Raw genomic sequence first — 13834 nt, forward strand, 5'->3', positions numbered from 1 at the left:
CCCGCTGCTGCAACGCTGTTGCCCAGGCAACGGCGACCCAGCATGAACTGCTGCGCCAGCAGCACCGCCTCTCCACGCAGAGGAAAAAATCCTTACAGATCATGCCATTGGAAAGTCGGTACGGAAGTTGCGATGCCCCCCACAAGCCAACCGGCCTTATCACGCGTGAGCCAGCAGAAGCGCAACGCAATAACAGCTTGATGCCTTGCGGCGACGACCGAGCACCACAGAGCCAGCCGTCTTTTCGCCGCCCCCTGGGGACACCATGTTCAAACGCAACACCCTTTCCCTCGCGATCCTGGCGGGCCTCGCCAGCGTCGCTGTGCATGCCGCCGACGGCGATACGCAGAACAAGGAGGACGCCAGCACCGCGCCGACCCTCGGCAAGGTGGTGGTCACCGCGCAGAAACGCGAAGAGTCGGTGCAGGAAGTACCGGCGCCGATCACCGTGCTGAGTGGCGAGAAGATTCGCGATGCCTCGCTGCAGTCGGCCAACGAAGTCACCCGCTACACCCCCAACGCCTCCGCCGGCACCACCGACGGCCATGGCCGCCCGCGCTGGTGGATCCGTGGCCTGGGCACCGGCGACCAGGGCGCCAACACCGTCAGCCCGATCGGCATCTACGTCGACGACGTGTACATCGCCAACATCAGCGCCACCGGCTTCCCGCTGTTCGACCAGGAGCGCGTGGAAGTGCTGCGCGGCCCGCAGGGCACGCTGTGGGGCAAGAACACCACGGGCGGTGCGATCAACTTCATCTCGCGCAAGCCAACCTTCAGCCCCGAGGGTTACTTCAAGGTCGACATGGGCAACTACGCCAACCGCATCGTCGAAGGCGCGGTGAGCGACGCACTGGTGGACGACAAGCTGGCCGGGCGCGTGTCCTTCCACCACCAGGGCCGCGACGGCTACACCGAGAACAAGAACGACGGCAACGACCAGGGCGCGCTGGAAGACGACGCCGTGCGCCTGCAACTGGCCGCGCGGGTGAATGACAACCTCGACGCCAACCTCAACGTCCACGCCCGCCACTACCACGACACCGCCAGCTACAACACCGTGAGCTACGGCACCCGCCCGAACGGCACCAACCAGTTCGGCTACTCCATCGATCCGGAACTGGGCAAGGCCAACTTCAACGCCAAGTACCAGGCCGAGATCGACCAGGCCGGCAGCAACCTCAACCTGGTCTGGCAGCTGGGCGAACTGGAGCTGACCTCCATCACCGCCTTCGAACACTTCACCCGCGACGGCTGGACCGACAGCGACAATACCCCGCTGGAACTGCAGCGCAGCTACAGCTATGCCGACAGCCAGCAATGGTCGCAGGAACTGCGCCTGGCCTCGCCGCGCAGCGACCGGCTGAACTGGGTGCTGGGCTTCCACTACTTCAACGAGGACCTGGAGTCGAAGAACGCCAACGCGGCGCTGCCCAACGTCTACGTGCCCAGCTACTACAACAACGTCAGCTACGACCAGAAGACCGAGAGCTACGCGATCTTCGGCAGCACCACCTACAACTTCACCGACGACTTCAGCCTCACCGCCGGCCTGCGCTGGACCCGCGAGACCAAGGACATCGACCTGGAGCGCCTGGTCAACCGCGGCGCGGCGAGCTTCGGCGACGGCCACTGGTGGCAGCCGGGCAACGTCGAGACTCCGCTGATCGTCAACGCCACCCAGGACGAGAGCAACACCTGGAGCGACTACAGCTGGGACCTGACGCCCGAATACCGGATCTCCGACAACGCCCGCGCCTACTTCCGCTATGCCCGCGGCTTCCGTTCCGGCGGCTACAACGCCGGCGTCACCAGCCAGGCCACGGTGGCCAAGGTCGATCCGGAATACCTCACCTCCTACGAGCTGGGCCTGAAGTCGGAATGGTTCGATGGCCGCCTGAACGCCAACGCCAGCGTCTTCTACTACGACTACAAGGACATCCAGCTCAACATCGTCACCGCGGTGAACAACCAGACCGTCTCGCGCCTGGCCAACGGCGCCCAGGGCGAGGCCTATGGCGCCGAGTTCGAGCTCGAAGCCATCCCGGTGCAGAACCTCCACGTCAACTTCGGCCTGGGCCTGCTGCACACCGAGTTCACCGACTACACCTCGGGCACCGACGACTACTCCGGCAACCACTTCGTCCGCGCGCCCAGCGTCTCGGCGGTGATCGGCGCCGACTACCGCATCCCGCTGAACGTCGGCGGCGCGGTGATCCTCGGTACCGACTGGAACACCCGCAGCCGCCAGTACTTCTTCACCAACGACCAGAGCGCCAACATGCGCAGCGGCGGCTACACCCTGGGCAACGCGCGGGTGACCTACGAGCTGCCGGGTGAAACCACCCGCGTCACCGCCTACGTGAACAACCTGACCGACAAGGAATATCGCAACCACACCCTGCCGGGCGGCTACCAGACCGCCGCGGTGATGTTCGGTGATCCGCGCACCTTCGGCGTCTCGGTCACCACCGACTTCTGAGCGAGGTAACTGCCATGTCCCTGATCCATCGCACGTTGCGCCGCCTGCTGCCGGCGGCCGCCATGCTGCTCGCGGGCCACGCGCTGGCCGCCGAGCAGCCCAGCACCCTGCGCATCGCCACGGTGGCCTACGCCAACGCCGGGCAGATCACCTTCAACGGCCCGGCCTACGTGATCGACCGCGACAAGTGGCTGGAGCAGCAACTGGCCCAGCGCAACATCAAGCTGGAGTGGGTGCCCGCAGCCACCGGCTCGGTGGGCACCTTCGTCAACGAGGAGTTCGCCAACAAGCGCATCGACTTCGCCTTCTACGGCGACCTGCCGTCGATCATCGCCAACGCCTCGGGCGTGCAGACCCAGCTGATCGTCCCCGGCGGCATCGGCAACAACGTCTACCTCGTCGTGCCACCGGGCTCCACAGCGAAATCCATCGCCGACCTCAAGGGCAAGCGCATCGCCCTGCACCGTGGCCGGCCGTGGGAACTGTCGTTCGCCAAGCTGCTGGAAGCCAATCACCTGGGCTTCGAGGACTTCCGCATCTTCAACCTCAACCCGCAGGCCGGCGCCGCCGCATTGAGTGCCGGGCGGGTGGATGCGTTCTTCACCCTCAGCGATGCCTTCCTGCTGGAGGACAAGCAGGTCGGCCGCGTCATCTGGTCGAGCAAGGAGGCGCCGGCCGACTGGAAGATGCGCGCCGAAGTCTGGGGCGCGCGGGACTTCGTCAAGGATCATCCGGACCTCACCCAACTGGTGGTGGACGCCTACCTGAAGGCCGCATGGTGGGTGTCCCAGGACGCCAACCAGGCGGCGTACCAGGAAGCGCAATCACGCTCCGGCGTACCGCTGAGCGTGCTGCAACGCGAAGTCGCCGGCGAGCCTTGGCCTGCGCACTTCTCTCCGCTGTACGACGACGCCCTGCGCCAGCACTACACCGATGGCATCGCCTACAGCCTCAAGGCGAAACTGATCCGCAACGAGGTGAAGGTGGACGACCTGCTGGAGCCGAAGTTCGTCGAGCAGGGATTGAAGAACCAGCAGCTCGAGGGATTCTGGAAAGAGCAGGTGAAAACCGTCGCCAGTCAGCCCTGACATTCCTGGCGCCAGCCCAAATAATAAAGCCCCGATAGCGGGGCTTTATTATTTGGGCGATAAACTTTCACGAACAACTGTTCATAACAAGTAGCTGCCCCAGCACCACTGTAAACGCAGTTGCTGCAGCAACAGCAGAGAAACACCTAAAATCCGCACTAAACCGCTCTAAATCGCATGGCACAGAGCTTGCTCAGGCTAATGGGTAAATTATTAAAAGCCCCGAGCGACTGCCATGAAGCATGCAAGAGATTTTCGATTGAAACCGCTGGCCATTGCATTATCCAGCGCCCTTTTATTCAACGCTGAAGTTGCACTTTCCGACGAATCCAATAGCGCCGGAAATATCACCCTGAGTACCGTCACGGTCCAGGGGCAAAGCCAGGAAACCCAGGTCGGCGATGCCCGCAAGGAAGTCGCGCCGGTCTCCAAGGGCACCCTCACCAAATCCCAGCTGGAAAAGTTCGTCGGCCTCGACAGCGCCGTCACCGGCGCCCTCAAATACCTGCCCGGCGTGCACGTCAGCGGCGGTGACAACAGCGGCATCACCGAAGGCGGATTGAACATCCGCGGCTTCTCCCAGGACCAGATCGGCTTCGTCCGCGACGGCATCCCGCTCAATGACCCGCAGTTCCTCACGCCCCATGCCGACTTCATGGGCGACCCGGAGAACTACGAGTCGGTGTCGGTGCTCTACGGCTCCTCCTCGATCAACGCGCCGACCCTCACCGCCAGTGGCGGCAGCGTGCTGATCAAGTCCGTCGCGCCAACGAAGGAAAGCGGCCTGCTGGTGAAGCAGAACGTCGGCAGCGACAGCCTGTTCCGCACCTTCGCGCGGGTGAATACCGGCGAGGTGAACGGCTTCTCTGCCTGGCTCTCGGCCTCTCGCACCACCGCCGACCTCTGGGACAACAGCGGCGGCGAGCTGTCCTCCAACCGCTATGAAGGCAACCTGCAATACGAGTGGGACGGCAACCGCATCAACGGCATCTTCTCCAGCTTCCTGATGCGCACCAACAGCTACAACCACCCGACGCTGGCCGAGTACCGCGCCAACAAATACGACCAGGGCTACCCGCGCGACATCTACCCCACCAAGGGCAACGGCACCAACGGCGTGCCCGACGTCACCGTGCCCGGCCAGAGCGCGGCGGCCTCGCGCGCCGACTTCAAGATCCAGACCTACGCGCTCAATGGCCTGTTCAACCTCTCCGACAAGGTCCAGCTGAAGGTCGACCCGTACTTCGTCCGCGTCACCGACGGCACTGCCGCCGTGGCCGTGGTGCCGGTCAACGAAAACCGAGTGAATGCCGACCTCAATGGCGACGGCGACAACATCGACCCTCTGGTGACCGGCGCGCTCAGCGTCTACCCGACGCAGTACCGCATCGGCTCCACCAATACGTTGGACTTCCTGGTCAACGACGATCACACCCTGCAACTGGGCCTGTGGACCGACTACACCCACGCGCGCAACCAGTTCCCGGTGGTCGAGATCAAAGGCAACGGCAAGCCCGCCGGCATCGACGGCAGCCACAAGCTGCGCGATGGCAACGGCAATGCCATCTACTTCACCGACCAGCGCAACGAGATCACCACCCAGAAGCTCTGGGTGCAGGACACCTGGGACATCACCTCGCAGCTCGTCCTCACCGGCGGCCTGGCCTGGCAACACACGCAGAACAAGGGCGACGATCGCCTCAGCGGCTTCGACGACAGCGCCGACTACAACCGCTTCCTGCCCAGCCTGAGCCTGAGCTACCAGCTCGACCCACAGCAGCAGCTCTACTACAACACCACCTCGAACATGCGCACTCCGGCGGTGGCCTCGGTCTACGGCCAGGCCAATGGCGGCGACAAGCAGAAACCGGAAGTCACCTGGAACCAGGAGATCGGCTGGCGCTACAGCACCGATGACGTGCTGCTCAGCGCGGCGCTGTTCTACGACAAGTTCAAGGATCGCCAGGCGGCGTTCGAGGAAGTCTCCGGCGTCACCTCCTACTTCAACGCCGGCGATGTCACCACCAAGGGCCTGGAGCTGTCGCTCAACGGCCTGCTGCCGGCGAACTTCAACTACTTCGCCTCCTGGACCTACCTGCGTTCCACCCAGGACGACGACTACAGCGCCGGCGGCGCCAGCCTCGACACCAAAGGCAACCAGCTCTACGACACCCCGCGAAACCTGTTCAGCGCCGGCATCGGCTACGACAACCAGACCTTCTACGCCAACTTCCTCGGCCGCCACACCGGCAGCTTCTACGGCGACCTGGCGAACAACGAGAAGATCGGCGGCTACACCGTGTTCGACGCCAACCTGGGCTACCGCCTCAAGGACCTGGGCAGCGCGCTGAAGGAAACCACCCTGACGCTCAACCTCAACAACGTCTTCGACAAGCACTACCTGTCGGGCGTGAACTCGGGGACGGTCTCCGCCGACCCGGCCGACGGCGACTTCTACGGCGCGCCGAAGTACTACAAGGGCGCCCCGCGCGCCCTGGTCGCCGGCATCTCCGTCGGCTTCTGATCACCCTGCACGCGCCCGGTGCGGGAGCGCCGGGCCGGGAGGCGACATGACCACTCCTCGCTATGACCACATCATCGTCGGCGGCGGCAGCGCCGGCAGCGTGCTTGCCAGCCGCCTCAGCGCCGACCCGAAACGCCGCGTCCTGCTCATCGAGGCCGGCCCGGACACCCCGCCTCACGCCACGCCGGCGGAAATCCTCGACGGCCACAACCCCTTCCGCCTGCGCCTGGAACTGCGCGATCGCTATTTCTGGCCGGACCTGAGCGTCCGCCACGGCGCGCAGCCAGAAGGTGTGGAGCGCCCCGAGCGCTACCTCGAACAGGCCCGCGTGCTCGGCGGCGGCTCCAGCGTCAACGTGCTGGTGGCCAACCGCGGCCTGCCGCGCGACTACGACCAGTGGGCCGAACTGGGCGCAGCCGGTTGGGGCTGGGACGACGTCCTACCCTACTTCCGCAAGCTCGAACGCGACACCGATTACGCCGGCCCACTGCACGGACACGACGGGCCGATCCCGATCAGCCGCGTCTCTACCCGCGACTGGACGCCCTTCACCCGCTCCGTGGTCTCGGCGCTGCAAGCCGAAGGGCTGCGCGACATCGGCGACCAGAACGGTGTGTTCGACGACGGCTACTTCGCCCCGGCGGTGAACCTGGAGCACGGCCAACGAGTGTCAGCCGCCCGCGGCTACCTCGATGAAGCAGTGCGCGCGCGGCCCAACCTGACGCTGTGGACCGACAGCCAAGTGCTCAGCCTGCAACGCGACGGCACGCGCATCACCGGCGTCGAGCTGCAACGTGACGGTGAGCGCGTTGCCGTGGAGGCCGGCGAAGTCATCCTCGCCGCCGGAGCGCTGCAATCGCCGGCCTTCCTGCTGCGCAGCGGCATCGGCCCGACCAGCCAGTTGCAGGACCTGGGCATCGAGGTGATCGCCGACCGCCCTGGCGTTGGTGGCAACCTGTGGGAGCACAGCTCGCTGGGCACCCTCGCCACCCTGGGCGATGCCGCGCGCTCCGACGCAATACTGGCGCGGCCCGGCACGTCGCACCAACTGGGCATCCGGGTCTCCTCGGGCGTCGATCCGGACATACCCTCGGACCTCTACCTGGCCATCGGCGCGGACGCCGAGCGCGGCGTGGCCCACGCGCTGTTCTGGATCAACAAACCCAACTCCAGTGGCCGCCTGACCTTGCGCGATCGCGACCCGGCAAGCCCGCCGCAGGTCGATTTCAACCTGCTCTCCGACCCGCGCGACCTGCAACGCGCGCGCGTGGCGCTGCGCACCATCCAGCGCCTGTTCAAGCACCCGGTCCTGGCGCGCTACGAGCTGCAACTGGCGCTCACCCCCTTCGCCGTGCCGCAACCGGGCGGGCCGAAGCTGGAAACCCTGCTGGCCGACGACGCGGCGCTGGAAGCCTACCTGCGCCGGCACATCGGCGGCGTCTGGCACCCCAGCGGCACCTGCCGCATCGGCGCCGCCGATGACCCGCAGGCCGTGGTCGACAGCGCCGGTCGCGTCTACGGCGTGGAAGGCCTGCGCGTTGCCGACGCCTCGATCATCCCGGTGATCCCCACCGCCAACACCAACCTGCCGACCCTGATGCTCGCCGAGAAAATCGCCGACGCCATCCTGGGCGGTGCCTGAGGAACTCGCCATGTCGCGCTATGAACTGCTGATCGATGGTCGCCTCCAGGCGGCCGAGCACTACGACCGGGTTATAGACCCGGCCAGCGAAGAACTCGTCGGCGAAGCCGCCCGCGCCAGCCTGGAGCAGGTCGACGCGGCGGTGGACGCCGCGCACCGCGCCTTCCCAACCTGGGCCACCGATCTCGACGGCCGCCGCCAGAGCCTGGCCCGAGCCGCCGAACGAGTACGCGAGAACGCCCAGGCGCTGGCCGAGCTGATCACCCGCGAACAGGGTCGCCCGCTGCGCTCGACACTGGAGGAAGTGGCGGGCGTCGCCGCCACTTTCGAGCACCACGCACATCTGGAGCTTCCCGCCGATACCCAGTTGCGCGACGACGGCGAACGCCTGGTGCGCATCACCCGCAAACCCCTGGGGGTGGTCGCCGCAATCACCCCGTGGAACGTCCCGCTGATCCTGCTGGTGCTGAAGATCGCGCCCGCCCTGCATGCCGGCAACACCGTGGTGGCCAAGCCCTCGGAACACACGCCGCTGTCCACCCTGCTGCTGGCGCGACTGCTGGGCGATGTGTTCCCTGCTGGCGTGTTCAACGTGATTGCCGGTGCAGGCGAGGTCGGCGAACACCTGGTGCGCCATCCCCGAGTGCGCCACGTGACCTTCACCGGCAGCGTCGCCACCGGCAAGCGCCTGTATGCCGGCGCAGCGGACGACCTCAAGCGCCTGACCCTGGAACTGGGCGGCAACGATGCCGCGCTGGTGCTGGAAGATGCCGACCTCGAAGCCATCGTCGAACCGCTGTTCTGGGGCGCCTTCTGGAACAGCGGCCAGGTGTGCTTCGCGATCAAGCGCCTGTACGTGCATGAAAGCCTGTTCGAACCGCTGCTGGCCAAACTCGCCGAACGCGCCGAGCGCACCCGCCTCGGCCATGGGCTCGACCCGCAGACGGAACTGGGGCCGCTGACCAACGCGCAGCAACTGGAACGGGTCATCACCCTGGTGGAAGACGCCAAGGCTCACGGAGCGCGCATCCACAGCGGTGGCACGCGGCCCGACGGCCCCGGTTACTTCTACCCGCCGACCCTGGTCAGCGGCGTGGCGGCCGGTGTCGCGCTGGTGGATGAGGAACAGTTCGGCCCGGTGCTGCCGGTGATCCCGTTCCGCGACGAAGAGGACGCCATCGCCCAGGCCAACGCCAGCCCCTACGGCCTCGGCGCCTCGGTGTGGACCCGCGACCTGGCGCGCGGCGAAGCCATCGCCGAACGGTTGGAGGCGGGCCTGGCCTGGGTCAACCAGCACGGCCACATCCAGCCCGGCGCGCCCAAGGGCGGGCACAAGTGGAGCGGGCTCGGCTACGAAGGCGGGCAACGCGGTTACGAGGCCTTCAGCGAGCTGCAGGTGCTCAACATTTCGCGGCGCTGAGGCGCGGCTTATCCAGATCAAAGCCCCTCACCCTGACCCTCTCCCGCGAACGGGAGAGGGGGCCGTTCGGCGCAGGATGAAACTGCCGCGTCAGCCGGCACGGACCGCCCCCTCTCCCCGAGGGAGAGGGCTGGGGTGAGGGGGAAGGCGCCGGCACAGGCTTTCCCGGAAAACAGACAGCCATTCCAACCCAACTCTCAAAGAGGATTCCCCGATGCGTGCCGGAAGCTGGCCCTCGATCCTGCTCACCCTGGCCTTCGCCGTGATCATCGCGGCGTGCCACGGCAAGACCATCCTGCTGGTCGCCGACATCGCCAACGCCTTCTCGGTCAGCCCCTCGCGGGCCAGCTGGGTCGTGTCGGCGGTGGCGGTGGTCGCCGCCCTCGCCTCGCCCCTGGTCAACTGGATCGTGGCGCGGGTCGGCGAGCGCCGTGCCATCGTCTTCGGCCTGTTGCTGGCGGCGGCGTGCAGCTACCTGGCGAGCCGCACTGAAGATTTCACCACGCTGATCACCCTGCGCGTCATCGAAGGCGCCGGCTACATCAGCGTGGTGCTCGCCGCACTCGCCTTGCTGGTACACACCACCGAAGGCCGTCGCCGCACCACCGCGCTGGCGTTCTGGTCAGTGGCCTCGCCCCTGGGCGGGGCCATCGCCATCTTCGCCGTGGCGCCCTATGTCGGCGGCCAGCATGGCGAATGGCGCAACGCCTTCAGCGGCCACGCGCTGGTGCTGCTGGTCCTGCTGCTGGCGACGCCGCTGCTGCCATCGGTGAACCTGGCGACCCGCAGCGAGCGCCACTCCCTGCGCCAGACCTTCCGTCTCTACGCCGACCCGTCCGTGCTGCGCCTGGCGCTGGCCGTGGGCGCACCGCTGACCGTGGCGCTGGGCCTGGTGACCATCACCCCCGACTACTTCATCCACAGCCTGGGCGTTGCCCCTTCGACCATCGGCGTGATCTCCACCATCGGCATCCTCTCCAGCGTGCTGGCCGGGCTGCTCGCCGGCTTCGTGCTCAACCTGCGCTTCTTCGGCCCGCTGGCCGTGGTCGGCGGCGCGCTGATCGGGGTGGTGCTGGAGGTGCTGGTGTTCATTCCCGGCATCGCGGCGTCCACCGCCATCGTGGCGAAGATCATCCAGGGCTTCGTTGGCAGCTTCGTCGTCGCCTGGGTGTTCACCAGCATCCCGCGCATGAGCCGCGGCGGCGACGTGATGGGCGCCGGCGGCGTTGCCGAACAGGCGCTGTACCTGTCGATGTTCCTCGGCCCGGTGCTGCTGTTCCCGCTGTTCAGCCTGCCCTCGCGCCTGCCGTTCTTCGCCGTGCTGATCGTCGCCAGCCTGCTGCCGCTGTTCCTGCTGCCGCTGGGGCTGCGCTGGCGCGCGGCGGAACCGCCGGTACCCGCCTGACCGGGTCGCTATCTACAGGAGGCTCACACTCGCGCTTTCCGTAGAATGGGTGGAGCTTGCGATATCCATCAGCCATGGACGGGCGAAACACGATGGGTATCGCTTCGCTCCACACCATCCTACAAAGGCGCGCCAGAAAGCCTGGAGTATGAGTGTGGGTAGGAGCGAGCTTGCTCGCGAACAAACCCCGCGGCGGGCTCGGATCGCAAGCAAGAACTCAGCGTCTCCCTCGCTCCTACAAAAGCATCCGAGATGGCTGGCCTATCCCGAGGAAATGGCAACCGCAGAGTGCTATCATATGGCGATAGCATTTCTGGATGCAGAACCGCCACCGTAAAACCCTCGCCATGATCTTCCGCACGCCAACCAGTGCATCGATAGTCTTTACCGACATCGAAGCTCTGGTTCTGCATTTGGGCGGCGCCGTGGATGAGCGTGAAGGGTCACGGGTGAAATTGGTTCTGCATGGCCAGACCTGGCGCTGCCATCGCCCGCATCCGGGCAAGGAGGCCAAGCGTTACCAGGTCGAGGAAGCCCGCGAGTTCCTGCGTCGGGTTGGAGTGGAAACATGAGCCGCATGACCTACAAGGGTTACACCGCCCGTATTGAATTCGACGATCGTGATGATCTCTTCGTCGGCCGCCTACTGGGCGTGAACGACATCATCAGTTTCCATGCAGACAGCGTTGGTGGGCTGCATGCTGCCTTCCAGGATGCCGTCGAGGATTACCTGGCCGACTGCGCGGAGCGCGGTGTGGAACCGGAGAAGCCGGCGTCCGGCAAAATCATGCTGCGCATCCGCCCGGAGGTTCACGCCGCAGCCGCCATTGCGGCGAAGGCGTCCGGCAAGAGCCTGAACCAGTGGGCGGAGAGCGTTTTCGAACGCGCAGCCCGGAGGCGCACTGGCAGCTGAATGCAGGGTTGTAGGAGCGAGCTCGCTCGCGAACAAACCCCGCGGCGGGCTCGGATCGCTCCTACGAAAAGCCCGCCGATTCGCAGCCATGAAAAAGCCCTCGCAAGAGGGCTTTTTCAGTTCAGGGGAAAACTCAGGCCGCTGCGCCCAGCAGCTTCTGGCCCTGCTCCCAGAGGCCGGTCATCTTCCATTGCTGTTCCAGCACGCCGGGGCCGAATTCCTGTGAGCCGCCTAGGCCTTCGGCGAGGCCCTGGAAGTAGGCGCCTTCCTCGATCAGCAGGATCAGCTTGGACGCCTTGATCAGGTCCTCGCCCCAGAAGGTCGCACCGCCGTTGGCTTCGAGGATGGCCGGGGTGTGCGGGTTCTCGGCGATCCTGTCGAGGATGAACAGCGGCTCGGGCTGGCGGCGGTCGATGTAGATCGGCAGCTCGCGGGCCAGGGTCACGCGCTGGGAGGCGGCGTAGCGGATCGGCAGCACGCGGTGGGCGCTGGCCCAGCCGCCGAGGTACGGCGTGTGGACGTGGATCACCACGTTGATTTCCGGGCGCGCCTGGAAGATCGCCGCATAGCGCTTGCCGTTGCCACCGGCACCACGGCCACTGAGCGGAGTCGCCCCGGCGATGCTTTCGTCGAGGATCACCTCGCCGTCCCAGGTCGAGATCACCGCGCGGATTTCCTGATCGTCCGCCCATGGGTTGGGCGCGTGGACGGCGATCACCTTGTCGCTGTCCGGCACGCGGACATAAGCCTGGTAGGTATTGGTGGCGGTCAGGGTGCGACTTTCCTTGAGCACACGGAAAGCCTTGGCGAAGTCCCGGCGGACCTGTTCAAGCTGGCTGGCGAGTTGCGGATCGAGGGTGGACATGGAGTGCCTCCTGGCAGTCGGGGATGGATGAACCGCTTGGCGGTGTTCCAGTGACTGAGCAGGACTTGTGCCACTAAAAAATATCGCTATTAATCAACAAGTTAGAAGACAACAAAGCCAACAGCGGGGCATCACGCCTGGCTGAGCGGGCAAAACTGCTGCCCGCCCAGCATCCCCTGCTGACCCACTGCTGCTGTACAGACAAACGCCCTGCTGCCGCAGCAGCACACCCGCCTGCAAGTCCCGCCACGCCTGGCCTGCAGCCTTTGGGCACAGCCCTTGCTCAACACCTTGCACGAGCAGCACGACGCTGCCCCCGCCACGTAAAGGAGCAAGGCCATGAGCACCGAATTCTTCTGGCGACTGCCGCTGGGCAGCGACGGTCCCTATCTCGCCTCAGACAAGAACAACCGCGGCAGCCACATCGAGCGCCCCGGCAACATCGCTCCGGGCCGCCTGCCCAACGGCGAGCCGGACGGCTTCACCTACATCGACTACATCGCCCAGGTGGCCAAGGCCGCCGAGATCGCCGGCTTCGAGGGCGCGCTGCTGCCCACCGGGCCGGAGCCGTGGATCGCCGCCGCCGCGCTGGCCCGCGAGACCCGGCGGATCAAGTTCCTCATCGCCTTCCAGGCCGCCTGGACGCTGCCCGCCTATGCCGCGCAGCAGGCGGCCATCCTCCAGCACCTGTCCCGCGACCGCCTGGAGTGGAACATCATCACCGGCGGCAACCCTGCCAGCCAGCGCGCCAACGGCGACTTCCTCGAGCACGACAAACGCTACCAGCGCACCGGCGAGTTCCTCGACATCATCGACGGCCTGTGGAAGAACGAGCAGTTTTCCTACCAGGGCGATATCTACCAACTGGAGAACGGCTCGCTGCCCATCGCGCTGCGCAACGTGCGCAAACCGGGCGTGTACTTCTCCGGTTTCTCCGACCCGGCGCTGGATGTCGCGGCGAAGCACGCCGACGTCTACCTGAACTGGGCCGAACCCATCGACAAGCTCAAGCCGCACCTGGAACGCGTGCGCGAGCTGGCCGACAAGCAGGGCCGTGAAATCCGCTTCGGCATCCGCATCGACCTGTTCGCCCGCGAGACCGAAGAGGCCGCCTGGAGCGAGCTGCGCCGCCAGTACGAGCGCATCGACGCGCGCACCAGCGCCTTCATCAAGAACTTCGCCACCGGCTCGGATTCCGTCGGCGCCGCACGGCAGACCGCCTACCACCAGAACGTCGAGCGCTTCGACGACCTGATCCTCGGCCCCAACCTCTGGGCCGGCTTCGGCAAGGCCAAGCCGGGCCCGACCATCGGCCTGGTGGGCAGCCACGAGAACGTCGCCGAACGCCTCGCCGAATACCGCGACGCCGGTTTCTCCACCTTCATCCTCGCCGGCAATCCGCACCTGGAAGAAGCCCTGCGCATCGGCCAGGAAGTGCTGCCGCTGGTGCAGGGCAAACGCGCCGACGTCCACGAACTCAAGGCCCGCGCCTGAC

The 13834-nt window shown here is 66.1% G+C and carries 10 protein-coding genes; 9 read left to right on the forward strand and 1 reads right to left on the reverse strand.

What is annotated here, in order from left to right; genetic code table 11:
• The first annotated feature begins 265 nt into the window (after positions 1–265).
• The 8 genes from G4G71_RS01310 to G4G71_RS01345 all read left to right on the forward strand — a co-directional run bounded on the left by G4G71_RS01310 (position 266) and on the right by G4G71_RS01345 (position 11474).
• A complete protein-coding gene (locus tag G4G71_RS01310) occupies positions 266–2482 on the forward strand; it encodes a TonB-dependent receptor (protein WP_169935097.1) in 2217 nt (738 codons plus the stop codon).
• Positions 2483–2496: 14 nt separating this feature from the next.
• On the forward strand, positions 2497–3570 hold the full coding sequence (locus G4G71_RS01315) for an ABC transporter substrate-binding protein (RefSeq protein WP_169935098.1): 1074 nt from the start codon (positions 2497–2499) through the stop codon (positions 3568–3570).
• A 235-nt stretch (positions 3571–3805) separates the two neighbouring features.
• Entirely contained in the window at positions 3806–6094 is a 2289-nt protein-coding gene (locus G4G71_RS01320; protein ID WP_169935099.1) for a TonB-dependent receptor family protein, read from the forward strand.
• Positions 6095–6140: 46 nt separating this feature from the next.
• Positions 6141–7736, forward strand: coding sequence for a GMC family oxidoreductase (locus tag G4G71_RS01325; protein WP_169935100.1), 1596 nt, complete (start codon positions 6141–6143; stop codon positions 7734–7736).
• A gap of 10 nt (positions 7737–7746) precedes the next feature.
• Positions 7747–9156 (forward strand): aldehyde dehydrogenase family protein, encoded by a 1410-nt coding sequence (locus tag G4G71_RS01330; RefSeq protein ID WP_169935101.1) that lies wholly within the window; start codon positions 7747–7749, stop codon positions 9154–9156.
• Between the two features lie 214 nt (positions 9157–9370).
• On the forward strand, positions 9371–10561 hold the full coding sequence (locus tag G4G71_RS01335; protein ID WP_169935102.1) for an MFS transporter: 1191 nt from the start codon (positions 9371–9373) through the stop codon (positions 10559–10561).
• 317 nt (positions 10562–10878) lie between these two features.
• On the forward strand, positions 10879–11133 hold the full coding sequence (locus G4G71_RS01340; protein WP_169935103.1) for a type II toxin-antitoxin system HicA family toxin: 255 nt from the start codon (positions 10879–10881) through the stop codon (positions 11131–11133).
• The gene (locus G4G71_RS01345) at positions 11130–11474 is read left to right on the forward strand and encodes a type II toxin-antitoxin system HicB family antitoxin (protein WP_169935104.1); all 345 of its coding nucleotides are present in this window, start codon (positions 11130–11132) and stop codon (positions 11472–11474) included. Before G4G71_RS01340 ends, G4G71_RS01345 begins: the two co-directional genes overlap by 4 nt.
• Before the next feature lie 133 nt (positions 11475–11607).
• On the opposite strand, the gene G4G71_RS01350 is transcribed toward G4G71_RS01345, so the two are convergent.
• Entirely contained in the window at positions 11608–12339 is a 732-nt protein-coding gene (locus G4G71_RS01350; RefSeq protein ID WP_169935105.1) for a class II aldolase/adducin family protein, read from the reverse strand.
• Positions 12340–12678: 339 nt separating this feature from the next.
• On the opposite strand from G4G71_RS01350, the gene G4G71_RS01355 reads away from it, so the two are divergent.
• On the forward strand, positions 12679–13833 hold the full coding sequence (locus G4G71_RS01355) for an LLM class flavin-dependent oxidoreductase (protein ID WP_045213251.1): 1155 nt from the start codon (positions 12679–12681) through the stop codon (positions 13831–13833).
• Position 13834: the final 1 nt, after the last annotated feature.

Origin of the sequence: Pseudomonas multiresinivorans (genome assembly GCF_012971725.1) — a bacterium.
In the GTDB taxonomy this organism is placed as follows: domain Bacteria; phylum Pseudomonadota; class Gammaproteobacteria; order Pseudomonadales; family Pseudomonadaceae; genus Pseudomonas; species Pseudomonas multiresinivorans.

What these genes read in the sequence shown, in the direction of transcription:
- G4G71_RS01310 (WP_169935097.1), top strand. Translation starts at nt 266, where the DNA reads ATGTTCAAACGCAACACCCTTTCCCTCGCGATCCTGGCGGGCCTCGCC.
- G4G71_RS01315 (WP_169935098.1), top strand. Translation starts at nt 2,497, where the DNA reads ATGTCCCTGATCCATCGCACGTTGCGCCGCCTGCTGCCGGCGGCCGCC.
- G4G71_RS01320 (WP_169935099.1), top strand. Translation starts at nt 3,806, where the DNA reads ATGAAGCATGCAAGAGATTTTCGATTGAAACCGCTGGCCATTGCATTA.
- G4G71_RS01325 (WP_169935100.1), top strand. Translation starts at nt 6,141, where the DNA reads ATGACCACTCCTCGCTATGACCACATCATCGTCGGCGGCGGCAGCGCC.
- G4G71_RS01330 (WP_169935101.1), top strand. Translation starts at nt 7,747, where the DNA reads ATGTCGCGCTATGAACTGCTGATCGATGGTCGCCTCCAGGCGGCCGAG.
- G4G71_RS01335 (WP_169935102.1), top strand. Translation starts at nt 9,371, where the DNA reads ATGCGTGCCGGAAGCTGGCCCTCGATCCTGCTCACCCTGGCCTTCGCC.
- G4G71_RS01340 (WP_169935103.1), top strand. Translation starts at nt 10,879, where the DNA reads ATGCAGAACCGCCACCGTAAAACCCTCGCCATGATCTTCCGCACGCCA.
- G4G71_RS01345 (WP_169935104.1), top strand. Translation starts at nt 11,130, where the DNA reads ATGAGCCGCATGACCTACAAGGGTTACACCGCCCGTATTGAATTCGAC.
- G4G71_RS01350 (WP_169935105.1), bottom strand. Translation starts at nt 12,339, where the DNA reads ATGTCCACCCTCGATCCGCAACTCGCCAGCCAGCTTGAACAGGTCCGC.
- G4G71_RS01355 (WP_045213251.1), top strand. Translation starts at nt 12,679, where the DNA reads ATGAGCACCGAATTCTTCTGGCGACTGCCGCTGGGCAGCGACGGTCCC.